This window comes from Paracoccus sp. AK26, from assembly GCF_011801365.1.
Classification (GTDB): domain Bacteria; phylum Pseudomonadota; class Alphaproteobacteria; order Rhodobacterales; family Rhodobacteraceae; genus Paracoccus; species Paracoccus aerius.
On the sequence record NZ_CP041041.1, the window covers coordinates 2486186 to 2510250 of the forward strand.

General features: G+C 67.8%; 22 protein-coding genes, 1 tRNA gene and 1 pseudogene. 13 read left to right on the top strand and 11 right to left on the bottom strand.

What is annotated here, in order from left to right; genetic code table 11:
- Positions 1–12 precede the first annotated feature (12 nt).
- Positions 13–1119 carry a phosphate acyltransferase PlsX gene (plsX, locus tag FIU66_RS12365; RefSeq protein WP_167623052.1) on the top strand — a complete coding sequence of 369 codons (1107 nt, stop codon included), beginning with the start codon at positions 13–15 and terminating at the stop codon, positions 1117–1119.
- The gene (locus tag FIU66_RS12370) at positions 1116–2090 is read left to right on the top strand and encodes a beta-ketoacyl-ACP synthase III (RefSeq protein WP_167623053.1); all 975 of its coding nucleotides are present in this window, start codon (positions 1116–1118) and stop codon (positions 2088–2090) included. Before plsX ends, FIU66_RS12370 begins: the two co-directional genes overlap by 4 nt.
- A 4-nt stretch (positions 2091–2094) precedes the next feature.
- Here the strand turns inward: FIU66_RS12370 and FIU66_RS12375 are convergent, their stop codons facing one another.
- On the bottom strand, positions 2095–2373 hold the full coding sequence (locus FIU66_RS12375; protein ID WP_167623054.1) for a DksA/TraR family C4-type zinc finger protein: 279 nt from the start codon (positions 2371–2373) through the stop codon (positions 2095–2097).
- A gap of 189 nt (positions 2374–2562) precedes the next feature.
- On the opposite strand from FIU66_RS12375, the gene ihfA reads away from it, so the two are divergent.
- From ihfA to FIU66_RS12395, 4 genes are all read left to right on the top strand, one after another.
- Positions 2563–2865 (top strand): integration host factor subunit alpha, encoded by a 303-nt coding sequence (ihfA, locus tag FIU66_RS12380; protein ID WP_103173462.1) that lies wholly within the window; start codon positions 2563–2565, stop codon positions 2863–2865.
- A 15-nt stretch (positions 2866–2880) separates the two neighbouring features.
- Complete coding sequence (locus FIU66_RS12385) at positions 2881–3429, top strand: MerR family transcriptional regulator (RefSeq protein ID WP_167623055.1); 549 nt, start codon at positions 2881–2883, stop codon at positions 3427–3429.
- A gap of 79 nt (positions 3430–3508) precedes the next feature.
- Positions 3509–3586: transfer RNA gene (locus FIU66_RS12390), tRNA-Pro, on the top strand.
- 57 nt (positions 3587–3643) lie between these two features.
- Complete coding sequence (locus FIU66_RS12395; protein ID WP_167623056.1) at positions 3644–4711, top strand: 2'-deoxycytidine 5'-triphosphate deaminase; 1068 nt, start codon at positions 3644–3646, stop codon at positions 4709–4711.
- A gap of 52 nt (positions 4712–4763) precedes the next feature.
- On the opposite strand, the gene FIU66_RS12400 is transcribed toward FIU66_RS12395, so the two are convergent.
- From FIU66_RS12400 to argS, 7 genes are all read right to left on the bottom strand, one after another.
- Positions 4764–5864 (bottom strand): class I SAM-dependent RNA methyltransferase, encoded by a 1101-nt coding sequence (locus FIU66_RS12400; RefSeq protein WP_167623057.1) that lies wholly within the window; start codon positions 5862–5864, stop codon positions 4764–4766.
- 38 nt (positions 5865–5902) lie between these two features.
- Positions 5903–6106, bottom strand: coding sequence for a hypothetical protein (locus tag FIU66_RS12405; RefSeq protein ID WP_167623058.1), 204 nt, complete (start codon positions 6104–6106; stop codon positions 5903–5905).
- A gap of 5 nt (positions 6107–6111) precedes the next feature.
- A complete protein-coding gene (gene scpB, locus FIU66_RS12410; protein ID WP_167623504.1) occupies positions 6112–6729 on the bottom strand; it encodes an SMC-Scp complex subunit ScpB in 618 nt (205 codons plus the stop codon).
- Between the two features lie 38 nt (positions 6730–6767).
- Positions 6768–7586 (bottom strand): ScpA family protein, encoded by an 819-nt coding sequence (locus FIU66_RS12415; RefSeq protein WP_229849283.1) that lies wholly within the window; start codon positions 7584–7586, stop codon positions 6768–6770.
- Positions 7587–7720: 134 nt separating this feature from the next.
- The gene (gene nagZ / locus FIU66_RS12420; protein ID WP_167623059.1) at positions 7721–8710 is read right to left on the bottom strand and encodes a beta-N-acetylhexosaminidase; all 990 of its coding nucleotides are present in this window, start codon (positions 8708–8710) and stop codon (positions 7721–7723) included.
- Entirely contained in the window at positions 8710–9831 is a 1122-nt protein-coding gene (locus FIU66_RS12425) for an SPOR domain-containing protein (RefSeq protein ID WP_229849284.1), read from the bottom strand. Before FIU66_RS12425 ends, nagZ begins: the two co-directional genes overlap by 1 nt.
- A gap of 81 nt (positions 9832–9912) precedes the next feature.
- A complete protein-coding gene (gene argS, locus FIU66_RS12430) occupies positions 9913–11655 on the bottom strand; it encodes an arginine--tRNA ligase (protein ID WP_167623506.1) in 1743 nt (580 codons plus the stop codon).
- A 273-nt stretch (positions 11656–11928) separates the two neighbouring features.
- Here argS and FIU66_RS12435 point away from each other — a divergent pair.
- A pseudogene (locus FIU66_RS12435) lies at positions 11929–13545 on the top strand (DEAD/DEAH box helicase); the annotation flags it as partial.
- Positions 13546–14070: 525 nt separating this feature from the next.
- Complete coding sequence (gene lnt, locus FIU66_RS12440) at positions 14071–15534, top strand: apolipoprotein N-acyltransferase (protein ID WP_167623062.1); 1464 nt, start codon at positions 14071–14073, stop codon at positions 15532–15534.
- A 73-nt stretch (positions 15535–15607) separates the two neighbouring features.
- On the opposite strand, the gene FIU66_RS12445 is transcribed toward lnt, so the two are convergent.
- Positions 15608–16234: a J domain-containing protein gene (locus FIU66_RS12445; protein WP_167623063.1), complete on the bottom strand. Its 627-nt coding sequence runs from the start codon at positions 16232–16234 to the stop codon at positions 15608–15610.
- A 69-nt stretch (positions 16235–16303) separates the two neighbouring features.
- Between FIU66_RS12445 and FIU66_RS12450 the strand changes: the two genes are divergently transcribed.
- The 5 genes from FIU66_RS12450 to FIU66_RS12470 all read left to right on the top strand — a co-directional run bounded on the left by FIU66_RS12450 (position 16304) and on the right by FIU66_RS12470 (position 21961).
- Positions 16304–16555 (top strand): BolA family transcriptional regulator, encoded by a 252-nt coding sequence (locus FIU66_RS12450; protein WP_167623064.1) that lies wholly within the window; start codon positions 16304–16306, stop codon positions 16553–16555.
- Positions 16556–16632: 77 nt separating this feature from the next.
- Positions 16633–17598 (top strand): class II fructose-bisphosphatase, encoded by a 966-nt coding sequence (glpX, locus tag FIU66_RS12455; RefSeq protein WP_167623065.1) that lies wholly within the window; start codon positions 16633–16635, stop codon positions 17596–17598.
- Between the two features lie 64 nt (positions 17599–17662).
- The gene (recJ, locus tag FIU66_RS12460) at positions 17663–19399 is read left to right on the top strand and encodes a single-stranded-DNA-specific exonuclease RecJ (RefSeq protein ID WP_167623066.1); all 1737 of its coding nucleotides are present in this window, start codon (positions 17663–17665) and stop codon (positions 19397–19399) included.
- Positions 19400–19460: 61 nt separating this feature from the next.
- Positions 19461–20153, top strand: a complete 693-nt coding sequence (locus tag FIU66_RS12465; RefSeq protein WP_167623067.1) for a metal-dependent hydrolase — start codon at positions 19461–19463, stop codon at positions 20151–20153.
- Entirely contained in the window at positions 20150–21961 is a 1812-nt protein-coding gene (locus FIU66_RS12470) for an aminopeptidase P family protein (protein ID WP_167623068.1), read from the top strand. The genes FIU66_RS12465 and FIU66_RS12470 overlap by 4 nt, the downstream gene beginning before the upstream one ends.
- 56 nt (positions 21962–22017) lie before the next feature.
- Here the strand turns inward: FIU66_RS12470 and FIU66_RS12475 are convergent, their stop codons facing one another.
- Both FIU66_RS12475 and FIU66_RS12480 read right to left on the bottom strand, forming a co-directional pair.
- Positions 22018–22668 carry an SDR family oxidoreductase gene (locus FIU66_RS12475; RefSeq protein WP_167623069.1) on the bottom strand — a complete coding sequence of 217 codons (651 nt, stop codon included), beginning with the start codon at positions 22666–22668 and terminating at the stop codon, positions 22018–22020.
- Positions 22669–22758: 90 nt separating this feature from the next.
- On the bottom strand, positions 22759–24051 hold the full coding sequence (locus tag FIU66_RS12480) for a citrate synthase (RefSeq protein WP_167623070.1): 1293 nt from the start codon (positions 24049–24051) through the stop codon (positions 22759–22761).
- Positions 24052–24065: the final 14 nt, after the last annotated feature.

Genomic DNA, 24065 nt, shown 5'->3' on the forward strand with positions numbered 1-24065 from the left:
CATCCGCGCCAGATGACCGACCTTGACGTGACCCAGACTGCCACGCCCGCCCCCGGCCCCGGGGGCAGCGTGGTCATATCGGTCGATGCGATGGGCGGCGATCGCGGTCCTGCGGCAGTTGTCGCTGGCATGGCCGAAAGCGCGGATAAAAATCCGGACATCCGGTTCATCGTGCATGGCGACGAAGCCCAGCTTCGCCGCCTTGTCGCACGTCGGAAATCGCTTGCCGGGCGCTGCGACATCCGCCACGCCGAGGGCGTCGTCACGATGGACGACAAGCCCAGCCAGATCGTGCGCAAGGGCGACGGCACGTCGATGTGGTCGGCCATCGAATCGGTCAAGACCGGCGAGGCCGGGGCCGCCGTCAGTTGCGGAAACACCGGCGCGCTGATGGCGCTGTCGATGCTGCGCCTGCGAAAGCTGCCGGGGGTCAACCGCCCCGCCATCGCCTGCCTCTGGCCCTCGCTGAACCCGCAGGGCTTCAACATCATGCTGGACGTGGGCGCCGATATTCGCGCCGACGCGCATGACCTGCTGCAATATGCGCTGATGGGCGCCTCCTATGCCCGCAACGGGCTTGGCCTTTCGGAACCGCGCGTGGGCCTGCTGAACGTGGGCACCGAGGAACACAAGGGCCGGGCCGAGCTGAAGCAGGCCCAGGACATGATCGTCGCCGCGGCCGAGACGGGCAAGTTCCGCTATGTGGGCTTTGTCGAAGGCGGTGACCTTCCCTCGGCGCGCGTGGATGTGATCGTCACCGACGGCTTCACCGGCAACATCGCCTTGAAGACCGGCGAAGGCACGGCCAAGTTGGTCGGCACGCTTCTGAAGGACGCCTTCGCGAATTCCATCATGTCCAAGTTTGCCGCCGTGCTGGCGATGACCTCGCTCAAGCGCCTCCAAAAGCGCATCGACCCGCGTCGCGTGAACGGCGGGATCTTCCTGGGCCTGAACGGCACCGTGGTCAAATCGCACGGCTCGGCCGATGCGATGGGCGTGTCGGCGGCGATCAAGCTGGCCTTCACGCTGGCCCAATCGGGCTTCCAGGACCGGCTGGCCGCGCGTGTCGCGCAGGCCGCCGTCACCGCTGCCCCCGGCACCGAGGCTGCATCACAATGACCCTGCGATCCGTCGTCCGCGGCACCGGCCACTATCTGCCCGACCGGGTGGTCCCGAACAGCTGGTTCGCGGAACGGCTGGACACCAGCGACGAATGGATCCGCACCCGCACCGGGATCGAACGCCGCCATTTCGCGGCCGAAGGCCAGGCCACCAGCGACATGGGCCTGCGCGCGGCCCGTGCGGCCCTGGACAAGGCGGGCCTGACGCCCGACGACATCGACGGGATCGTGCTTGCGACCTCGACCCCCGACCACACCTTCCCGGCCTCGGCCACGATGATCCAGTACGGGCTGGGGATGACCCACGGCTTTGCCTATGACGTCCAGGCAGTCTGCGCGGGCTTTGTCTTCGCGCTTGCCAATGCCGACGCCATGATCCGCGGCGGCCTGGCGAAACGCGTGCTGGTGATCGGGTCGGAAACCTTCTCGCGCATCCTGGACTGGACCGACCGCGGCACCTGCGTCCTGTTCGGCGACGGCGCCGGGGCCTTGATCCTCGAGGCGCAGGAAGGGACAGGCAGTTCAAACGACCGCGGCATCCTTTCCGCCGACCTGAACAGCGACGGCCAGTATCGCGAACTGCTTTACGTCGATGGCGGCGTGTCCACCACGGGCACGGCAGGCCAGTTGCGGATGCAGGGCAACCTGGTCTTCCGCCACGCGGTCGAGAAGCTGGCAAAGACGGCCCATATCGCGCTGGACAAGGCGGGGCTGACCGCAGACCATGTGGATTGGCTGGTCCCCCACCAAGCCAATGCGCGGATCATCACGGCGACGGCGCAGAAGATGGGCCTGCCGATGGACAAGGTGGTCCTGACGGTGGCCGACCACGGCAACACCTCGGCCGCGTCGATCCCGCTCGCGCTGTCTGTTGCCGATGGCGAGGGTCGCTTTGCCCCCGGTGACGTGATCGTGACCGAGGCGATCGGCGGCGGCCTCAGCTGGGGTTCCGTCGTCCTTCGCTGGTAGGACGCTATTTCAACTGCGAATCCTTGCTGCCGCGCCGGTTGATGCCGCCCGCGGGGCGGAAACTGCGGTCGCGCCCCGATTGGCATTCGACGCAAAGCTGGACCCCAGGGATGGCGCGGCGACGCGCCTCGGGGATCGGCTCGTCGCAATCCGTGCAGTGGCTGGCGCTGTCCGCCGCGGCCGTTCCGCGCGCCGCGCGCATTCTGGCACGGGCCACGGCCTCGGCCGTGCTGATCTCGATCTGGTCGTTCACCGCGTCGTCGCGGGCCCATCCTCCGGCCATCGTCTCGCTCCTTGCTGCCTTGAAAAGATAGGATCGCGGCCCGCCGATGCAATGCAGGGACCGCCGCCGGGGGCGCCTGGCCGCTGGTCCGCGGCCGATCAGGCGGTTTTTGTCGGAACGAAAGACCGCGCTTCTCGTTGACAGGCGGAAGAAATCCAACCATCCTTGTGAAATCAAAGGGGAAAAGTCATGAGTGACAAGACGCTGACTCGGATGGATCTCGCAGAGGCCGTCTTTCGGGACGTCGGCCTGTCACGACACGAGTCTGCCCAGCTTGTCGAATCGGTCCTCGAACATATCTCGAACGCGCTTGTCAGGGGCGAACAGGTCAAGATCTCGTCCTTCGGCACCTTCAGCCTGCGCGACAAGAACGAACGCATCGGCCGCAACCCCAAGACGGGCGAGGAAGTGCCGATCACGCCCCGGCGCGTCCTGTCGTTCCGCCCCTCGCACCTGATGAAGGACCGCGTGGCGGCCGGGAACAAGGGATAGGGACCTTCGGGCTGAATGACAAAAGGCGCAGACGCATTCCGGTCGATCGGCGAAGTTGCAAGGCTTCTGGGCGTCGCACCCCATGTGCTGCGCTATTGGGAAACCCAGTTTCCCCTGCTGCGGCCGATGAAGCGGCCCGACGGCAGGCGCTATTACCGCCCCGATGACGTTCGGCTGGCAGCAGGCCTTTGCACCGTTCTGCGGGACGAAGGCCTGACCATCCGCGGGGCGAAGAAGCTTCTGGCCCGCGACCGGGGTGCCGCCGTCCGCGAACGCGGACTTGCCCGGCTCGAGGGCTTGGCCGAAGATGACATGGCGCCCCTGCCCGATCCCGAAATCTTCGAGGGTTTGGACGACGAGCCCGAGGCAATCGAGCCGCCGCATGGTCCCCGCGCCCGCCATCGCCGCCGCCGTTCCACCGCCGGCAGGTCACAGCAGAACTGGCTGGCCGAGGTGGCTTTGCTGCGGGCGCGGCTGCACGACCTGCATCCGTCGCAGATGGCGGGACCGCATCACCGGGCCAGCCTGTCGCGGCTCCGCGACGCCCTTGCACGGATTTGCTGACAGCAACGGTTGTAAAGGCGAAGATTTCCGCTCGCCGGCCCTTGTGCAGGGGCTTCGGATCGCTCTATACGGTGCGCGTCGGGCCGTGGCGCAGTCTGGTTAGCGCGTCCGTCTGGGGGGCGGAAGGCCGCGAGTTCGAATCTCGCCGGCCCGACCATTTCGAAAACGCCCATCCCTTTGCGGGGGTGGGCGTTTTCGCATGAAAGGAACCTGCATGAACGGCGTTCTTCCCGACAGCGACATCCGCAGCCTGATCCAGTCCGACAGGATCACGGCTGAGCCGGACATCACCCCGGACCAGATCCAGCCCGCCTCGCTGGACCTTCGGCTGGGCAGCGTCGCCTATCGCCTGCGCGCCAGTTTTTTGGCAGGGCGCGGACAGCGCGTGATGGCCCGGCTTCCCGACCTGCAGATGCACCAGATGGACCTGACGAACGGGGCGGTTCTGGAACGCGGCTGTGTTTATCTTGTCCCGTTGATGGAGCGTTTGCGCCTGCCCGCAGGCCTGACGGCCGTGGCGAATGCCAAGTCGTCGACCGGACGGCTGGATCTGCTGACCCGGCTGGTGGCCGATGGCGGCACCGAATTCGACCGGCTGCCCGAAGGCTATGACGGCCCGCTTTATGCCGAAATCTGCCCGCGCAGCTTTTCGGTCCTGGTGCGTCCGGGGATGCGCCTTAATCAGCTTCGGCTGCGGCGGGGTCAGGCGGTCCTGTCGGATGCCGAACTGCGCGACCTGAACGACCGCGAACCGCTGGTGGCCGGTCCGGCGCTGATCGACAGCGGCCTGGGCTTTTCGGTCGACCTGAGGCCCGCCGGCGGCGATCTGGTCGGTTACCGCGCCCGCCCCCACAGCGGGGTGATCGACCTTGACCGGATCGGCGCCTATGACAGCCGCGACTTCTGGGACGAACTGCACACGACCGAGGGTCGCCTGATCCTGGATCCCGGCGCCTTCTATATCCTCGTCAGCCGCGAATCGGTGGCCATCCCGGCGGATTACGCGGCCGAGATGGCGCCCTATCTGGCGATGGTGGGTGAATTTCGCGTCCATTACGCGGGCTTCTTCGACCCCGGCTTCGGCATCGGCGACGCGGGCACCGGCGCCCGCGGCGTGCTAGAGGTGCGATGCCACGAAGCGCCCTTTGTCCTTGAACATGGGCAAGTCGTGGGCCGGCTGGTCTATGAACGGATGGCGGGGCGCCCGGATCGGCTTTACGGCGCGGGGATCAAGTCGAACTACCAGGGGCAGGGCCTGAAGCTCGCCAAGCAGTTCCGCTAGTCCCTTTCACCTTGGCGCAAATATCCCGGGGGATCGGAGGCTGGCCCCCGGCCTACAGCACCCCCGTCCGCCACAGCCGGACCTTCAGCCCGCCATGCGCGACCACCGGCCCTGACTCCAGCGGCAGGCCCGTGGCCTTGGCAAGCGCGCCCTCGCTGGTCACGATCCCCACGCGCCAGCCCCCCAGCCGTTCCTTGAACACCTGCCCCATCGCCGCGTGCAGCCCGAACAGCGGCCCCTTGTTGCCGATCCGGGCGCCATAAGGCGGGTTCACGATCACGATGCCGGGCGAGCAGTCGGGACGTTCCAGGTCGCCTATGGCGCGACAATTAAAGCGGGTCAGGGCCGCGACCCCGGCCCGCTGGGCATTGGCCTGGCTCATCCGGATGGCGCCTGCGTCGCGGTCGCTGCCGAAAAAATGCGGGGGGGCGGAACGGGGCGCGGCAGACCCGCGCATCGCGTCCCAGGCAGCGGGATCGAAACTGGCAAGCTGCTGAAAGCCGAAGCCGCGGCTGCGACCCGGGGCAAGGCCTGCCGCGATCTCGGCCGCCTCGATCACGAAGGTGCCCGACCCGCACATCGGATCCAGCACGGGCTGGCTGCCGTCGAACCCCATCTCGCGCAGGAACATGGCGGCCATGGTTTCCCGCATGGGAGCCTTGGCGACGGCCTCCTTGTGGCCGCGCTTGTGCAGCGATTCGCCGGTCGTATCCAGGCTGATGGTGACAAGGTCGTCCTCGATCCGCACCTTGATCACCAAGGCCGCGTCGGGTGCCAGGGGCGTGCCCAGTTCCTCGGCAATGGCGCGCTCGATCCGCTGGGTGGCGGCGCCAGCGTGATAGATGCGGCTGGCCTTGCAGGTGGTTTCCACCCGCACCGGCACGTCGCGGCGCAGGACATCGGCCCAGGGGAACTTGCGGGCCCGCTTGTCCAGCTGCGCCAGGTGCAGGGCGCGGAACTGGCCCACGCGCGCCAGCACGCGCGTGGCCCCCCGCAGCCACAGGTTCGCACGCCAGACATCCGTCCAGCCGCCGGTGATCGTCACGCCGCCCGGCTGCACGACCGGCTGCCATCCCAGGGCCGCTGCCTCGGCGGCCAGCGGCGCTTCCAGTCCCGGCGTCGCCACCAGGAAGATTTCGAATCTGTCATCCATCCGGCAGCCCTATCCCGGCTGCCCGACAAAGGCGAGGGTCAGCGCCCGATGCGGCGGGTCAGCCGCGCGGCCTGACGGGCGCGCTTGACGGCGGTACGCATGGTCTTGGCCTGCTTGGCCGAAACGGCCGCCGGCTTGCCGCCGGATTTCGCCATCCTGTCGATGCCCTTGTTGATGCCCCAGTTGACGGCGCGCCGGGTGACCATGCGGGTCAGCATGTTGATGATGGAATTAAGGCTCATGGGGTCTAGTCGTCCTTGAGGAAATCGCCAGGGGGCGGGGTTGCGCCGATATTGGCATCGGCCTCTTGCGGCGCAAGGGGCAGGATCATGCCTTCGGCCGGCGGACGCGCTTCCAGCAATCCGGCCGCCCGCAATTCGGCCAGACCGGGCAGATCCCGCGCCGATTCCAGGCCGAAATGGTCCAGGAAGGTTTCCGTGACAACAAAGGTCGCGGGGCGGCCTGGGGTCATCCGGCGGCGGCCGATGCGGACCCATTCCATCTCGATCAACTGATCCAGCGTGCCGCGCGACACGGCCACGCCACGGATCTCCTCGATCTCGGCGCGGGTGACCGGCTGGTGATAAGCGATGATGGCCAGCGTCTCGATCGCGGCGCGCGACAGGCGACGCTGTTCCACCGTTTCGGTCTGCATCAGGAAGGACAGGTCCGGCGCGGTGCGAAAGGCATAACCGTCGCCGATCCGTTCAAGGACCACGCCCCGCCCGGCATAGGACCGGCGCAGGCCGGCCAGGGCCTCGGCCGGGTCGCAGCCCTGGGGCAGCCGGTCGGCCAGATCGCGCACGGTCAAGGGTCTGGCGGAGGCGAACAGGATCGCCTCGACCATGCGTTCCTGTTCCGCCATGGCGGGCAGCGACGGATCGGGTCGGGGATCGGGCTGGGTCACGGCATGTCCGTTGTCGGGGGCCGGCGGCGAAAGCGGATCGGCGCGAAAGGGTCGGCCTGCCGTATCTCGATCCGGCCCTGGCGCGCAAGCTCCAGCGAGGCGGCAAAGGTCGCGGCCGTGGCCGAGCGGCGGCGCGGGCCGTGGTTGTCCCAGCCCTCGGGCAGGAAATCCGACAGATTGGTCCAGTCCCCCGCATAGCCGATCAGGCCGCGCATCCGGTCAAGCGCCTGTTCCATCGTGAAGACGTCGCGCCGGTCGAAGGCATAGGGGCGGAACTCCTCGCGCGTTTTCAGCCGGGCATAGGCGCGCATCAGGTCGATCAGTCCGGCCTGCCATTCGGTGCGCCGGGTCCGCGCCACCACCTCGGGCGTGCCACGGGCAAAGCGGGTGATGCCCAGACGGTCGCGCGCCATCAATTGCGCCGCCGCCCGCCGCATCGCCGCCAGCCGTTCAAGCTGGAAGGCCAGATGCGCGGCCATGTCCTCGGCCGAGGGACCCTCGGCCTGGGGGTCGGGGGGCAGCAGCAGGCGGGATTTCAGAAAGGCCAGCCAGGCCGCCATGACAAGGTAATCGGCGGCCAGTTCGATCCGCAGCGCGCGGGCCTGTTCCACGAAGGCAAGATACTGTTCGGCCAGATCCAGGACCGAGATCGTCATCAGGTCCACCTTCTGCGTCCGGGCCAGCGTCAGCAGCAGGTCCAGCGGGCCTTCGTAGCCGTCCACGTCCACGACGAGCAATTCGTCGGCGCGCCGCTGCGCGACAGTGTCGGCCTCGGGCAGGGGTCTGAGATGGCGGATATCACCGGCGGGGGGCACGGTCGTCCTTTCTGTCAGGGATCGCCAACGTCGGCCCTGCCCCGGCCCAAGTCAAGAAGGGCCTGCGTCGCCGGGGCATTCCGCCCCCGTCCCTGCGGGAGTCCCCCGGAGGATGTTTGTTCACAGAAGATGGTTCAGGCGGTGGCGGCCGTCAGGCCGCGCCATTCCGCCATCAGGGCCGCCGGGTCGGTATCCTGAGGGGCGCGGCGTTGGAGCAAGGCTGCGTCAGCCCGGCGCTGCGCGTCCGGCGACATTGCGCCGGCGGCGGCCACGACGGGTTCCATGTCGGCAATCGTGCCGTTGCAATGCAGGACCAGGTCGCAGCCTGCGGCGATCGAGGCGGCTGCACGGTCGGCCTGGGTTCCGGACAGCGCGTTCATGGTGATGTCGTCGGTCATCAGCAGCCCGTCGAAGCCGATGCGGTCGCGGATCAGGGCGATCATCTTCACGGATGCAGTGGCCGGCGCGTCGTCCAGGGCGGTAAAGCGGATATGCGCGGTCATGCCCATCGGCAGGTCGCGCAGGGCCCGGAAGGGGGCGAAGTCCATCGCGTCGAGGTCGTCAAAGCCAGCTGTCACGGTGGGCAGGCCGTGGTGGCTGTCGGCGATGGCGCGGCCGTGGCCCGGCATGTGCTTCATCACCGGCAGCACGCCCGCGGCCAACATTCCGTCGGCGGCAGCCCGGCCAAGTGTCGCGACCGTTGTCGGATCGGACCCCAGGCAGCGGTTGCGCAGGAAGGGATGCGTATCGGCCTGCGCCACGTCCAGCGTGGGCGCGCAGTTGCTGTCGATCCCCACCGCGCGCAATTCCCGGCCGATCAGGTGATAGCGCAGCCACATGGCACGCAGGCCGGCTGCCGCCTGGTCCAGCGGCGCGGGCCATTCGGTCCAGTGCGGGCCACGCAGGCGCTGCACCCGGCCGCCTTCCTGATCGACGGTGATGACCGCATCGCGGCCTACGGCGTCGCGCAGGGCGTCCGTCAGGCGGCGCATCTGGTCGGGGCTTTCGACATTGCGGCCGAACAGGATGAAGCCCCAGGGATCGGCCGCGCGGAAGAAGTCCCGCTCGGCCGCCGTCAGGTCGGTCCCGGCGATGCCGCCGAGGATCGTGGCATTGGCGGCCATCAGTTCAGGGCAAGGCAGTCGGTGCCCGCCGATTTCAGCGCGGCGCAGAACTGGCGTGCCTCGGACAGCGAATCAAAGCCTGCGACGCGCAGCCGCCAGAAGGTGCGGCCGTTGGACTGGTGCTGCTGGATCACCTGCTGCTTGCCGCCGAAGACGACATGTTTGCCCGATAGCCGGTTCCATTCGCTGGCCGCGATCGCATCGCTGTCGAAGGCACCAAGCTGCACCTGCGGCCCGCTGGCCGAGGCCACCGGCGCACGGGTCGCGGCGGGCGCTTCCGCCGGCCGCGCTTCGGCTGCGACGGGCCGGGCGTCGGTCGCGGTGGTGCCGGCCGAGGCAACGCGGGTGCTGCGCGGACGCGGCGCGGGCCGGGTCGAGGCGGTCAGAACACCGGGATTTGCTTCGGCCTGAGCCTGGACCAGGGCTTCGGTGATGGCGGCCGCCTGGGCCGGCGCACCGTTCTCGTCGGTCAGGGCCTCGTTGACGGGACCTTCGCTGGCCGGCGCATCGATGATCGAGGCTTCCTGCACCGCGCTGTCGGCCAGGGCCAGACGCTGCGCCTCGGCCTGGGCTTCCGCCAGGGCACGGGCTTCGCTGTCGGACAAGGGCAGGACCGCCTCCCCGTCGAAGCTGAGCGGGGTTTCCGACACGACCGAGGGCTGGCGCGGGGTAGCGCCCAGTTGGCCCATCGCCACGTCCTCGTCCGACAGGCCGACCGGCGCGGGCGCGATGGCCACCTGCTGCGTCGGCTGGTGGTCCACACCCTCGGCCACGGTATTGACCGCGTAGCCGGTATAGTTCGTCAGTTCCCCGCCGGGCTCGGCGGGAGCGGTGCGCGCGTCGCCGGTAATGGCGCGGATCACCGGCACGCCCGACACGTCGCGCGACACCAGTTGCCAGCCCCAGACCATCAGCCCCACCATCAGCGCAACCGAGGCGACCGCGCCCAGGTAATGCGTCACCCGCGCGAATCGGGCGGTCAGGCCGTCATTGCCAGGGGCGTCCGCGGCGGGACGGCCCGCACCCCTCTGCGGCTGGTCGTCCCAGCCACCCTGGTCATAGGAAAACTCTCGCTTCACCTTGTGACGCGAGAACACGTAGCCGCCTTCGCGAAAATCCATCACTGCCATAGCCTGCCTGCCTGCCGGTTGATCCGACCTGAACTTTGCTGCCCGTTCCGCCCGGCAGGGTCGCCTTGTAACTCAGCGCATTTCCTTTGCCGGCGTGACCCCAAGGATAGCGAGACCACATGAAATAACAACGCCAACTGCACGCACCAACGCGATTTTTGCTTGCGACGTGTCCGGATTGCCATCCTGCACGAAACGCAGGGAGGTATCGTCGTTGCCGCGATTCCACAGCGAATGCAGATCCGAGGCAATGTCATAAAGGAAAAATGCGATCCGGTGCGGTTCGTGGGCGCGCGCGGCATGTTCGACAAGGCGCGGCCATTCGGCAACTTTCCGCGCCAGATCCAGCTCGGCCGGGTGGGACAACTGGGCAAGATCGGCACCCGCCAAGGCCGAATCACCGACGTCAATGCCCGAATCAGTTGCACGGCGCAGCACCGAATGGACCCGCGCGCTGGCATACTGGACATACCAGACCGGGTTGTCCTTGGACTGTTCCAGCACCTTGGCAAAGTCGAAATCAAGCGCGGCGTCGTTCTTGCGCGTCAGCATGATGAAGCGGGTGACATCCGCGCCCGCTTCCTCGACCACGTCGCGCAGGGTGACAAAGGTGCCCGCGCGCTTGGACATCTTGAAGGGCTCGCCGTTCTTGAACAGCTTGACCAGCTGGATCAACTTGATGTCCAGGGGCACCCGCCCGTTCGACAAGGCCGCGACCGCCGCGTTCATGCGCTTGACATAGCCGCCGTGATCCGCGCCGAAGACGTCGATCAACTGGTCGAAACCCCGGTCGATCTTGGACCAGTGATAGGCAATGTCGGGCGCGAAATAGGTCCAGGCACCGTCGGACTTCTGGATCGGGCGGTCGACGTCGTCGCCATGCGCGGTGGACCGGAACAGCAGTTGTTCGCGCTCCTCCCAATCCTCGGGCAGCTTGCCCTTTGGCGGCTCCAGCACGCCGCGGTAGATCAGGTCCAGCGACCGGAGGCGTTCGATCGCGGCTTCGATCTGGCCTGTGCCATACAGCGCCTTTTCGCTGGAATAGACATCCATGCGCACGCCCAGGGCCGCCAGATCATCGCGGATCATGGCCATCATGGCGTCAGTGGCGAAATCGCGCACCTCGGCCAGCCAGTCGGCTTCGGGCTTTTCCAGCAGGCTGGCGCCGTATTTTTGCTTCAGCGCCTCGCCCACCGGAATCAGGTAGTCGCCGGGATAAAGCCCCTCGCGAATTTCCGGCTCGAGCCCGTTGGCCTCGCGGTAGCGCTCATAGGCAGAGCGGGCAAGCACATCGACCTGCGCGCCGCCGTCGTTGATGTAGTATTCGCGCGTCACGTCATGGCCGGAAAAGGCCAGCAGGTTCGCCAGCGCGTCGCCGAACACCGCGCCGCGCACATGGCCCACATGCATCGGCCCGGTCGGGTTGGCGCTGACGAATTCGACGTTGACCTTCTGGCCCGCGCCGATGTCGGAGCGGCCGAAATCCTCGCCTTCGCGCAATGCGGCGGCGACCACGCCCTGCCAGACGGCAGGCGACAGGCGCAGGTTCAGAAAGCCCGGTCCCGCGACCTCGGCCGCCGCGATGCGCGGGTCGGTCAGGCGGGCGGCCAGCTTGTCTGCGATCTCGCGCGGCTTCATCCCGGCGGGCTTGGCCAGCACCATCGCGGCATTGGTGGCCATGTCGCCATGGGCCGGATCGCGCGGCGGCTCGACCGCGACATTGGCGAAATCCAGCCCTGGGGGCAGCTCGCCCGCCTGCGTCATTTGCTCCAACGCGGCAAGAACGACGCCGCGCAGATCGGTGAATAGGTTCATCATCGCTTTCCTGACTGTCGCCTGCCGGTTACCGCCTGGGGCGGGGCCTGGTCAACACAAAGCCCGAAAAGCGGCATTTTTCGCAAGGTTTCCGGGCCTAAACATTGACGTGGCGGTCCACTTGGCTTATCTCGCGGCAGTCCGCATCCGGCGGGCCAACTGAAGGGGCGTGCGAGTCTTGCGTCCCATTGCAGGCCGCAGCAGCCGTTCGGGCGACGCGGCGATGGAACGCGACCTGCCGCCATCCGGCGCGCAAGCCTTGGAAAGCCCCCAATGACGAAGTTCTCTGATCTCAAGCTTGACCCCAATGTGCTGAAAGCCATTGCCGAGGCCGGCTATGACGCGCCCACCCCGATTCAGGCGGGCGCCATTCCTCCGGCCCTGGACGGCCGCGACGTTTTGGGGATCGCGCAGACCGGCACCGGCAAGACCGCCAGCTTCACGCTGCCCATGATCACGCTGCTGGGCCGCGGCCGCGCCCGCGCCCGGATGCCGCGCAGCCTGGTCCTGTGCCCGACCCGCGAACTGGCCGCCCAGGTTGCCGAGAACTTCGACACCTATGCCAAGCATACCAAGCTGACCAAGGCGCTGCTGATCGGCGGCGTCAGCTTTGGCGAACAGGACAAGCTGATCGACCGGGGCGTGGACGTGCTGATCGCGACGCCCGGACGCCTGCTGGACCATTTCGAACGCGGCAAGCTGCTGCTGACCGGCGTGCAGATCATGGTCGTGGACGAGGCCGACCGGATGCTCGACATGGGCTTCATCCCGGATATCGAGCGGATCTTCCAGCTGACCCCCTTCACCCGCCAGACGCTGTTCTTCAGCGCCACCATGGCCCCCGAGATCGAGCGGATCACCAACACCTTCCTGCACGCCCCCGAGCGGATCGAGGTCGCGCGCCAGGCCACCACAAGCGAAACCATCACCCAGAAGCTGGTGGAACTGGTCCCCTCGCGCCGCGACATGGCGGCCAAGCAGAAGCGCGACCTGCTGCGCGCCCTGATCGACGCCGAAGGGCCCGAAACCGAAGGCGGCGGGCTGAAGAACGCCATCATCTTCTGCAACCGCAAGACCGACGTGGACATCGTCGCAAAGTCGCTGGCCAAGCATGGCTATGACGCGGCGCCGATTCACGGCGACCTGGACCAGAGCCACCGCACCCGCACGCTGGAAAGCTTCCGCGAAGGCAAGCTCAAGTTCCTGATCGCCTCGGACGTGGCGGCGCGTGGCCTGGATATCCCGGCCGTCAGCCATGTCTTCAACTATGACCTGCCCAGCCATGCCGAGGATTACGTCCACCGCATCGGTCGCACCGGCCGCGCCGGCCGCCTGGGCAGCGCCTTCAGCATCTCTACCCCATCGGATGAAAAATACTTGGCCGCAATCGAGAACCTCGTGAAGCAGACCCTGCCGCGCGCCCCCCTGCCCGAGGGTTTCACCCTGGCCGAAGGCGACCGCAACGGCGGCCGTGACGACCGCCGCAACGGCCGCGACAAGGGCCGTGGGCGCGACAAGGGCCGTGGCCGTGACGACGAACGGCGCAGCCCGCGCGAAGACAGGGCCGAAGCCCCGCGCGAGGAAGCGCGCCGCGAACCCGTGCACGAGGAACGGCACGACGAGCGTGTGGCCGAACGTGCCCTCCGCGAGGACCGGCGTGAAGATCGGCGCGAGGATCGCAGGGATGATCGGCGCGACGACCGCCGCGACCAGTCGCGCGACCGTCGCAACCGCCGCGACGGCGACCGCGGCCCGGCCGTGATGGGCATGGGCGATCATGTGCCGGAATTCATGCTGGTCGAACTGCGCCGCGCGCTTGCCTCGACCTCGCAGGAAAGCGACGACCGGCCCCGCAAGGCGCCCGAACCCGCGCGCGAATCTGCCGAGGCGCAGACCGAAAAGCCCCGCCGCGGCCGCAATCGCCGCAAGAAGGCCGATGCGCCCGCCCTGCCCGAGGCGCTCGAGGTTGAAGGGTCCGCCGATGCCGCGGCGCCGCTGCCGGCCGAGGCAACCATGACGCAGGACGCCGCCGTTGGGGAAACCGCTGCCCCGGTGGCCGAGACGGTGGCACAGCCTGTCGCCGAAGCCCCCGCCCCTGTTCCCGCCAATGCTCCCGCCCCTGTGGCCGAGGAAGCGCCGAAGCCCAAGCGGACCCGCCGCAAGAAGGCAGAAGCCACCGAAGCCCAGGCCGAGGCGCCTGCCGAAGCGGCCGAAACCGCGCCGCAGCCTGCTGAAAAGCCCAAGCGCACCCGCCGCAAGAAGGCCGAGCCTGCTGCGGACGCCCCGGCCGAAGCCCAGGCGGCCGAAGCCGAAGCCGCGCCAAAGCCCAAGCGCACCCGCCGCAAGAAGACCGACGAGGCAGCAGCACCGACGGCCCCCGCCGACAGCGCCGACGCCGAGGCCTGATCCAGGCCCATGTCCCGCCGTCCGCCCCTGCGGCAGATTGGGATCCCGCTGGCGCTTGGCCTGATCGCTGCGCTTGGCCTGGCCCCTTTCGGGCTGTGGCCTGCAACGCCCCTGGCGCTTGCGGTCCTGCTGCGGCAGGTCGCATCCGGCAGGCCGGTCTTCTGGCCAATGCTGGCCGCGGGCTTCGGCTGGTTCGCCCTGTCGATGTCCTGGATCGTCGAGCCTTTCCTGGTCGAGCCCGAGATCTATGGCTGGATGGCTCCCTTTGCCCTTGTGCTGCTGGCGCTGGGCGGGGCCTTGTTCTGGGCCATGCCCGCCAGCCTCGCCGCGCGCCTTGCGCCTGCTGGCGGACGCCGCGCCCTGGCCATCGGCGCAGCCTTGGTGCTGTCCGACTGGCTGCGAGGCTGGATCTTCACCGGCCTTCCCTGGGCGCTGATCGGTCATGCCTGGATCGATACGCCGCTTGCCCAGATCTCGGCCTGGACCGGGGCCATCGGCCTCAGCCTGGTGACGATGACGCTGGCGACGCTGCTGGCAGTTTTTCGCCCGCTGCCCGGCATCGTTGCCGCGCTGGCTGTGTTGGGCGGCCTGTGGGCAGGCGGCGCAGCGCGCCTGGCCCGGCCGCTGCCCCCGGATGCCGATACCATCCTGCGCATCGTCCAGCCCAATGCCCAGCAGGATCTGAAATGGGATCCGGAATGGGCCGTGGTGTTCTATCAGCGCCTGCTGGATCTTTCGGCTGCGCCGGGACGCCGCGACCTGGTGATCTGGCCGGAAACGGCGGTGAACTTCCTGCTGAACGATGCCGATCCGGTCCTGCCCGCGATGTCGCAGGCGGCGGGCGCACCCCTGGTCATGGGCATCCAGCGGCGCGACGGCAGCCGGTTCTTCAACAGCCTTGCGACGCTGAACACGGACGCCACCGTCGGCGCGGTCTATGACAAGTTCCACCTGGTGCCCTTTGGTGAATACATCCCATGGGGCGACGCCCTGGCGCGGATTGGCATCACGGCCTTCGCCGCGCAGCAGGGCAACGGCTATTCCGCAGGCGCAGGTCCGGCGATCATGTCCGCGCCCGGCATTCCCGATTTCCAGCCGCTGATCTGCTATGAGGCGATCTTTCCCCAGCACCTGCGCGGGCTGGACGGCCGCCCTTCATGGCTGCTGCAGGCCACCAACGATGCCTGGTTCGGCCAGTTTTCGGGGCCCTACCAGCACCTCGCCCAGGCCCGGCTGCGCGCCATCGAATCCGGCCTGCCGCTGATCCGCGCCGCCAATACCGGCGTCAGCGCAGTGATCGACCCGCACGGTGATGTCCGCCAGTCGCTGGGCTTGGGGGTCGAAGGCAAGATCGACGCGGCCCTGCCCGCCGCCCTGCCCGAGACCGTCTGGATGAAATGGGGCGACACCCCCGTCGTCTTGCTCGCGCTGCTCGCGCTCGCCGCGGCCCTTCTTGTCCGCAAGCGTTCCTGAACGCGTCTTCTTCACGCAAATATCCGCGGGGGAATCCCCGCCAAGGGGACGGGGGCGGCAGCCCCCTGCCCGCTCAGTCCTTGATGAAACGGCTGTCCTTGACCTGGTCCCAGGCCCAGACCACCTCGGCCAGGCGATCCTCGTCCGACCGGTCGCCGCCATTCATGTCGGGATGCAGATCCTTGACCAGCGACTTGTACTGCTTGCGGATCTCGGCCCGGGTCCAGCTGTCCTTGGCCTCGAGGATGTCCAGGGCCTTGCGCTCGGTGGGCGGGAGCTTGCGGCTGGCCTTGGCCCGGGCCTCGGGGGCGGTGCCATTGGCGCCCAGGATCTCCAGCGGGTCGCTGACGCCGTGGCGCGCCCATTTGTCCTCGGCTGCGGCGCGGCCAAAGGGCTTGGTCGGGCGTTCCCAGACGGTCGCGTTGTCGATGAACTGCTGGAACTCTTCCTCGGACTGGCCCTGGAAGTAATTCCAGTTCGCGTTGTATTCGCGAACGTGTTCCTTGCAGAACCAGAAATAGTCATCGAGGTTGCGCGGGTTCTTGGGCGCGCGATACTGGCCCGGCTCGTTGCAGCCCTGCTTTTCGCAGACGCGGGTCGAGGTCTCGAAGGCGCCGGACATGCCGCGACGGCCCTTGTTCTTGCGCTTCTTGTCCTTCGCGGCCGAAATGTCGAAGCCGAACGGGTCGTTACTGCTCATCCTGGGGCACCTTTGCGACTCGGAGGCGGCAGTTTAGAGGTTCTGACGCGACATGAAAGGTCTTGACGAATGATTGCCGACGAAATGCGCCAAAGGCTGGCCGCGCTCAATCCCAGCCGGATCGAGGTCATCGACGAAAGCGAAAGCCATCGTGGCCATGGGGGCTATCGAGATGGCGGCCAGAGCCATTTCCGCATCCGCATGGCCAGCCCCGCCTTCACCGGCCTGGGCAGGGTCGAGCGCCACCGGCTGGTCCACAAAACGCTGGGCGACATCGTGCCGCGCATCCACGCCCTGGCGCTTGATCTGGCCGAAGCCTAGGCGTTAGCGCCGTCAGGCTTGCCGCCGCCCTGGGGGGCGCGTAAGACCGGCGCGACCTGCGTCAAAAAGGGATGGACATGACCGCGCCCAAGGATTTCAATGACAGGATGCTTTCGCTGGGCCTGGCCCGCGTCAGCGAGGCGGCAGCCCATGCCTCGGCCCGGCTGATCGGGCGCGGCGACGAGAAGGCCGCGGATCAGGCCGCCGTCAACGCGATGCGCGATCAGCTGAACATGCTGGACATCAAGGGCGTGGTCGTCATCGGAGAAGGCGAACGCGACGAAGCCCCGATGCTCTATATCGGCGAGGAAGTCGGCACCGGCGACGGCCCCGAGGTGGATATCGCGCTGGACCCGCTGGAAGGCACGACCCTGACGGCCAAGGACATGCCCAACGCCCTTACCGTGATCGCCATGGCCCCGCGCGGCACGCTGCTGCACGCGCCCGACGTCTATATGGAGAAGCTGGCCATCGGGCCGGGCTATCCGACCGACGTGGTCAGCCTTGACATGACCCCCTCTGAACGCGTGCGTGCCCTGGCGCGCGCGCGCGGTGTCGAGGACAGCGACATCACCGTCTGCATCCTGGAACGCCCCCGCCACGAGGATCTGGTGGCCGAGGTCCGGTCGACCGGCGCGGCGATCCGGCTGATCACCGATGGCGACGTGGCTGGGGTGATCCACTGCGCCGAGGCCGAACTGACCGGCATCGACATGTACATGGGATCAGGCGGGGCGCCTGAAGGGGTGCTTGCGGCATCCGCGTTGAAATGCATGGGCGGGCAGATGTGGGGCAAGCTGCTGTTCCGCAATGACGATGAACGCGGCCGCGCGCGCAAGGCGGGCATCACCGACCTTGACCGCATCTATGCGCGCGACGAACTCGTGACCGGCGACGTGATCTTCGCGGCGACAGGCGTCACCAACGGATCGATCGTGGCTGGCGTGAAGCGCGAGCCGCACTATCTTCAGACCGAGACGATCCTGATGCGGTCGAAGACCGGATCGCTTCGCCGGATGATCTATCGCAACCCGATCAAGTAAGGGGCTTCGCCCCCGTTCCTGCGGAACTCCCCCAGGATATTTGGATGAAGAAGAAGGTGCTGCCGTGACGTTCCTGGGAATCGAGCAATCGCTGACGAATCGGCGGTGGGTCGGCCCGGACGGCGCGGCAGACCGCGCGGCCGAAGGCCTTGCCCAACGCACCGGGCTGCCCCTGGCCGTCGCGCGCGTCCTGGCCGAACGGGGAGTCGAGGCGGATGGCGCCGAGGGCTTCCTGACGCCCCGGCTTCGCGACCTGCTGCCCGATCCCTTGTCGCTGCGGGACATGGAGGTGGCCGCCGACCGGCTGGTCGCGGCGGCAACCGGCGGCGAACGAATTGCGGTCTTTGCCGATTACGACGTGGATGGCGGTGCTTCCGCCGCGCTGCTGCTGGACTGGCTGCGGGCCCAGGGCCGGGACGCCACGCTGTATATTCCCGACCGCATCGACGAAGGCTATGGCCCGAACGCCCCGGCGATGGCTGCGCTTGCACGCGACCACGACCTGATCGTCTGCGTCGATTGCGGCACGCTGAGCCATGACGCCCTGGCCGCCGCCTCAGGCACCGACATCATCGTTCTGGACCATCACCTCGGCGGGGAAACCCTGCCCCCCGCGCTTGCGGTGGTGAACCCCAACCGTGCGGACGAGGTCGGGACGCTGGGCCATCTTTGCGCGGCTGGCGTGGTCTTCCTGACCCTGGTCCAGGCGGGCCGGGTTCTGCGCGCCAAGGGCTTGCCCGAGCCTGACCTGATGGCGATGCTGGATCTGGTGGCGCTTGCAACGGTGGCAGATGTCGCGCCCCTGGTCGGCGTCAACCGCGCCTTTGTGCGGCAGGGGCTGGCGATCATGTCGCGCCGCCGTCGTCCCGGCCTTGTGGCGCTGTCCGATGTGGCGCGCCTCGACGGTCCGCCGGGCGCGTTCCACCTGGGCTTCCTGCTGGGTCCGCGGATCAATGCCGGCGGTCGTGTTGGTCGCGCCGATCTGGGCGCGCTGTGCCTGTCCTGCCGCGACCCGCGAGAGGCGGGGCGTCTGGCGGCCGAACTGGACGGGCTTAACCGCGACCGGCGCGCCATCGAGGCGGCCGTCCGTGACGAGGCACTGGCACAAGTCGAGGCGCGGGGCGATGCCCGCCTGTCCTGGGCCGCTGGTCCCGGCTGGCATCCTGGCGTCGTGGGCATCGTTGCCGCCCGGGTGAAGGAGGCCACCGACCTGCCCTCGGTCGTGATCGGGGTGGAAGGCGGCATCGGCAAGGGCAGCGCCCGGTCAGTCCCGGGCGTGGACTTGGGCCGCGCGATCCACCGGCTGGCCGAGGAAGGCCTGCTGCTCAAGGGCGGCGGGCATATGATGGCCGCGGGCCTGACCGTGGCCGAGGAGATGATCCCCGCCGCCATGGCCCGCCTTGCCGACCTGATCCAGAAGGATCTTGTGCAGCGGACCGGGGCGCGCGACCTGCGCATCTCGGGCCTGATGGAATGCGTGGGCGCGACCCCGCAGATCTATCGCCAGTTGGAAGACGCAGGCCCCTACGGCCAGGCGGCCCCTGCGCCGCGCTTTGCCTTTGCCGACCAGTTGATCGACAGCGCCAGCACCATGGGCGACAGCCACCTGCGCCTGTCCTTCCGCAGCGCGGGCGGCCCGGCCCTGGAAGCCGTGGCCTGGGGCGCGATGACCGGCCCGCTGGGGCCGGCGCTGATCGGCGCGCGGGGCCGGCGGTTTCATCTGGCGGGCAAGCTGGATCTGTCCACCTGGGGCGGGCGCGAAAGGCTGCGCCTGCGCCTGGAAGACGCGGCGCCCGTCTGACCTGTCTGGTCACCGCCCGGCACCGCCGCTAACCTGCCCGCGACACTGGCAGGAGAACGCGATGAAACTGACCTGGCTTGGACATTCCGGCTTTCGCCTGGAAATCGAGGATGCCGTCATCCTGATCGACCCCTGGCTGTCCGGCAATCCCGTCTTCCCCGAGGATCGACGCGGCGACGCCATCGGGGGCGCGACCCATATTCTTCTGACGCACGGCCACGGCGATCATTCCGGCGACACGCTGGCCATCGCCAAGGAACTGAAAATCCCCGTCGCGGGCATCTATGACCTGATCAACAGTTGGTCGACCCACCAGGACATCAACGGCATCGGCTTCAACAAGGGCGGCACGGTCGACCTGGGCGGGGCCAAGGTCACGATGGTGAATGCGTCCCATTCCAGTTCGCTCGACGGGGCGGATGGTCCGATCTATGCAGGCCATGAATCGGGCTACATGATCGCGGGCGAGGGCCATGTGATCTATGTCTCGGGCGATACCGACATCATGGCCGACATGGCCTGGATGGGCGAATACCACCAGCCCGACATCGGCATCCTGTGCGCGGGCGGGCATTTTACCATGGACATGAAGCGCGCGGCCTGGGCGGCCCGCAAGTATTTCGACTTCAAGACGGTCATCCCCTGCCACTACAAGACCTTCCCCCTGCTGGAACAGTCGGCCCAGGCCCTGATCGACGGCCTGCCCGGCGTGCAGGTGATCGAGCCCCAGGTGATGAAGGCAATCGAGCTGTGAGCTTTCAGTCCTTTGAAGACCCGGCAGTTGCGGCCGATCATCCCGCGCGCCTGGCGCAACTGCGCGCGCGGCTTGCGGCGGATGGGCTGGACGGCTTCATCGTGCCCCGCGCCGATGTCCATCAGGGCGAATACGTGGCCGATGCGGATGCCCGGCTGGCCTGGCTGACGGGCTTCACCGGCAGCGCGGGCTTTGCCATCGTGACCCCCGACCGGGCAGGCGTGTTCATCGACGGGCGCTATCGCGTGCAGGTCAAGGTGCAGGTGGACCCCCACCACTTCACGCCGGTGCCCTGGCCCGAGACCCGGCCCTCGGACTGGCTGCGCGAGGCCTTGCCCGCGGGCGGACGCCTGGGCTTCGACCCCTGGCTGCACACGCGCCAGGAAATAGAGACTCTGGAAAAGGCGCTGTCAGACAGCGGCATCGGGCTGATCGCGGTGGACCGCAACCCGGTGGATGTGGTCTGGGCCGACCGCCCCGCCCCACCCGTCGGCCGGGCACGCCCACATGACGACACGGTGGCGGGCGAGACCTCCGCCGAAAAGCGTGATCGCCTTGCCGCAGAACTGCGCAAGGAAGGCCAGGCGGCGGCGCTGCTGACGCTGCCCGATTCGATCTCGTGGCTGCTCAACATCCGGGGCAGCGACGTTCCCAAGAACCCCATCGTGCAGTCCTTCGCGGTCCTGTCTGACGACGGCCACCTGGCCCTGTTCGCCGATCCCGCCAAGTTCGACGACGATCTGCGCGCGCATCTGGGCAACCAGGTCGCGATCCTGCACCCCGAGGGACTGGCCCCCGCGCTTCTGGATCTGGAAGGCCCCGTCCGCATCGATCCCGCCTCGGCCCCCGAGGCCGCCTTCCGCCTGCTGGAAAGCGCCAACACGCAGATCGCCCGCGCGCCCGACCCGGCCATCAACCCCAAGGCCCGCAAGAACCCGGCCGAACTGAATGGGATGCGCGCGGCCCATCTGCGCGACGGCGTGGCCATGGTGCGGCTGCTGGCCTGGCTGGATTCCCAGGATCCAGCCACCCTGACCGAGATCGACGTGGTCGAGAAGCTGGAGACCCTTCGCCGCGAGGCGGGTGTAACAGACATCAGCTTCGACACGATCTGCGGCGCCGGGCCGAACGCCGCGCTGCCCCATTATCGCGTCACCCGCGCCACCAACCGCCGCCTCGCGGCGGGCGAGGTGCTGCTGATCGATTCCGGTGGGCAATACCCGGACGGCACCACCGACATCACCCGCACCTTGCCCCTGGGCGATCCGTCGCCCGATGTCGTGGCCCCCTATACCGCCGTCTTGCGCGGCATGATCGCGATCAGCCGGGCGCGCTTTCCGCAAGGGGTGGCTGGCGGCCATATCGACGCCTTGGCGCGCCAGTTCCTCTGGTCGCAGGGTATGGATTACGACCACGGCACCGGCCACGGCGTCGGGGCGGCGCTTTGTGTCCATGAAGGCCCGGTCCGGATCAGCCGCGTCAGCACCTTGCCGCTGGACGCCGGCATGATCCTGTCCAACGAACCGGGCTACTACCGCGAAGGCGCGTTCGGCATCCGCATCGAGAACCTGATCGTGGTGTCACCGGTCGAAGCCGAACCCGGCCGCACCATGATGGGCTTCGAAACACTGACCCTTTGCCCCATCGACACCCGCCTGATCGACCCGGGGGCAATGTCGCGCGACGAAATCGCCTGGCTCGACACCTATCACGCAAGGGTGCGCGACGCGCTGTCGCCGCATCTGGACCACGACGCCCGCCATTGGCTGCACGGGGCCACGCAGCCGCTTGGTTCATCTTCTGTGTGAAAACATCCTCGGGGGGTCGGGGGGCGAAGCGCCCCCGGCCGCCGCGGGACGCGAACCTAAAGCGCGCCCAGGATCCGCGCCGCCTCGTCCCTGCAGGGGGTCAGCGCCGCCCGATCCTCGCCCGGGAAGAACCGGGCGCGGACTGCGGTGGGCATGGGCGCGGGTTCAGCGATGACCACGCGCGGTCCAACCGAGGCGGCTTCGGCCTGCCAGCTGCGGGCAAGCGCGATCTGGCCTGCCTTGGTCGCGCCATAGGCGCCAAAGAACTTCTGCCCCGCGCGCGCATCGTCAAAGAACAGCGCGGTGCCTGCCCGGGTGCGCAGCAGCGGCTCCAGCAGGGCGATCAGCCCGCGCGTCACGTCCATGTTGACAAGCACCGACTTGGCCCAGTCCTTGCCGTCCACATGCGGCGCGGGGGCCAGCGGGGCAGCGTGGATCGCCGCATGGGCCCACAGATCCAGCCCGCCCCAGCGACCCAAGACAGCCCCGGCCAGTTGCTGCATCGCCGGGGCTTCGGCCACGTCCATGGGCGCCAGCGTCGCGCTGCCGCCCGCTTGGCGGATGCGGTCGTCCAGTTCCTCCAGCGCGCCGACCGTCCGGGCCACCGCCAGGACATGATAACCACGGCCTGCCAGATCCTCGGCCAGGGCCGCGCCAAGACCGCGCGAGGCGCCCGTCACCAATGCGATTTTCTGTGTCTCTGTCATGGCTGATCCCTTGCCACCGGCCCCGCGCATCTGCAAGGCCCGCCATGCAAAAGGGCCCCCGAAGGGGCCCCTGCGAACTGTCGCGGCAGATCAGCGCGCCTTGACCTCGACATAGTCGCGCTTGTCCGCACCCACGTAAAGCTGGCGCGGGCGGCCGATCTTGTTCTGCGGGTCGCCGATCATTTCCTTCCACTGCGCGATCCAGCCCACCGTGCGGGACAGCGCGAAGATCGGCGTGAACATGGACGTCGGGAAGCCCATCGCTTCAAGGATGATGCCCGAATAGAAATCGACGTTCGGATACAGCTTCTTCTCGATGAAGTACTCGTCCTCGAGCGCGATCTTCTCAAGCTCCTTGGCGACCTGCAGCGTGGGGTTGTTGTGGATGCCCAGCAGCTCCAGCACCTCGTCGGCGGATTCCTTCATGACCTTCGCGCGCGGGTCGAAGTTCTTGTAGACCCGGTGGCCGAAGCCCATCAGCTTGAAGGGATCTGACTTGTCCTTGGCGCGGGCGATGAACTCGGGGATGCGGTCGACGGTGCCGATCTCGCGCAGCATCTCCAGGCAGGCCTGGTTGGCGCCGCCATGGGCCGGACCCCACAGGCAGGCGATGCCCGCCGCGATGCAGGCAAAGGGATTGGCGCCCGACGACCCGGCCAGGCGCACGGTCGAGGTCGAGGCGTTCTGTTCGTGATCCGCGTGCAGCGTGAAGATGCGGTCCATCGCACGGGCCAGGGCCGGATCGACGTTGTATTTCTCGGCCGGGACCGAGAAGCACATGTGCAGGAAGTTGCTGGCGTAATCCAGTTCGTTCTGCGGATACACGAAAGGCTGGCCGATCGAGTACTTATAGGCCATCGCCGCAATGGTCGGCACCTTGGCGATCAGCCGGATCGCGGCGACCTCGCGCTGCCAGGGATCGTTGATGTCGGTCGAATCGTGGTAGAAGGCCGACATCGCGCCGATCACGCCCACCATGGTGGCCATCGGATGCGCGTCGCGGCGGAAGCCCCGGAAGAAGTTGTGCATCTGCTCGTGCACCATCGTGTGACGGGTCACGCGATGCTCGAAATCCTCCATCTGCTCGGCAGTTGGCAGTTCGCCGTAAAGCAGCAGGTAGCAGACTTCCAGGTAATGCGACTTGGCCGCCAGCTGCTCGATCGGATAGCCGCGATACCACAGCTCTCCCTTGTCGCCATCGATAAAGGTGATGGTCGAATCGCAGCTTGCGGTCGAGGTGAAGCCGGGGTCATAGGTGAAGACGTCCGCCTGCCCGTAGAGCTTGCGGATGTCCAGGACATCCGGTCCCTGCGTGGGGCTGAGGATCGGCAGCTCGTATTCGGCGTCGTTGATCTTGAGAGTGGCGTTCTTTCCGTCGGCCATCCAAAGCGTCCTTT

Coding starts and splice junctions, on each gene's coding strand:
- plsX (WP_167623052.1), top strand. CDS start 13: ATGACCGACCTTGACGTGACCCAGACTGCCACGCCCGCCCCCGGCCCC.
- FIU66_RS12370 (WP_167623053.1), top strand. CDS start 1,116: ATGACCCTGCGATCCGTCGTCCGCGGCACCGGCCACTATCTGCCCGAC.
- FIU66_RS12375 (WP_167623054.1), bottom strand. CDS start 2,373: ATGGCCGGAGGATGGGCCCGCGACGACGCGGTGAACGACCAGATCGAG.
- ihfA (WP_103173462.1), top strand. CDS start 2,563: ATGAGTGACAAGACGCTGACTCGGATGGATCTCGCAGAGGCCGTCTTT.
- FIU66_RS12385 (WP_167623055.1), top strand. CDS start 2,881: ATGACAAAAGGCGCAGACGCATTCCGGTCGATCGGCGAAGTTGCAAGG.
- FIU66_RS12395 (WP_167623056.1), top strand. CDS start 3,644: ATGAACGGCGTTCTTCCCGACAGCGACATCCGCAGCCTGATCCAGTCC.
- FIU66_RS12400 (WP_167623057.1), bottom strand. CDS start 5,864: ATGGATGACAGATTCGAAATCTTCCTGGTGGCGACGCCGGGACTGGAA.
- FIU66_RS12405 (WP_167623058.1), bottom strand. CDS start 6,106: ATGAGCCTTAATTCCATCATCAACATGCTGACCCGCATGGTCACCCGG.
- scpB (WP_167623504.1), bottom strand. CDS start 6,729: ATGGCGGAACAGGAACGCATGGTCGAGGCGATCCTGTTCGCCTCCGCC.
- nagZ (WP_167623059.1), bottom strand. CDS start 8,710: ATGGCCGCCAATGCCACGATCCTCGGCGGCATCGCCGGGACCGACCTG.
- FIU66_RS12425 (WP_229849284.1), bottom strand. CDS start 9,831: ATGGATTTTCGCGAAGGCGGCTACGTGTTCTCGCGTCACAAGGTGAAG.
- argS (WP_167623506.1), bottom strand. CDS start 11,655: ATGAACCTATTCACCGATCTGCGCGGCGTCGTTCTTGCCGCGTTGGAG.
- lnt (WP_167623062.1), top strand. CDS start 14,071: ATGTCCCGCCGTCCGCCCCTGCGGCAGATTGGGATCCCGCTGGCGCTT.
- FIU66_RS12445 (WP_167623063.1), bottom strand. CDS start 16,234: ATGAGCAGTAACGACCCGTTCGGCTTCGACATTTCGGCCGCGAAGGAC.
- FIU66_RS12450 (WP_167623064.1), top strand. CDS start 16,304: ATGATTGCCGACGAAATGCGCCAAAGGCTGGCCGCGCTCAATCCCAGC.
- glpX (WP_167623065.1), top strand. CDS start 16,633: ATGACCGCGCCCAAGGATTTCAATGACAGGATGCTTTCGCTGGGCCTG.
- FIU66_RS12465 (WP_167623067.1), top strand. CDS start 19,461: ATGAAACTGACCTGGCTTGGACATTCCGGCTTTCGCCTGGAAATCGAG.
- FIU66_RS12475 (WP_167623069.1), bottom strand. CDS start 22,668: ATGACAGAGACACAGAAAATCGCATTGGTGACGGGCGCCTCGCGCGGT.
- FIU66_RS12480 (WP_167623070.1), bottom strand. CDS start 24,051: ATGGCCGACGGAAAGAACGCCACTCTCAAGATCAACGACGCCGAATAC.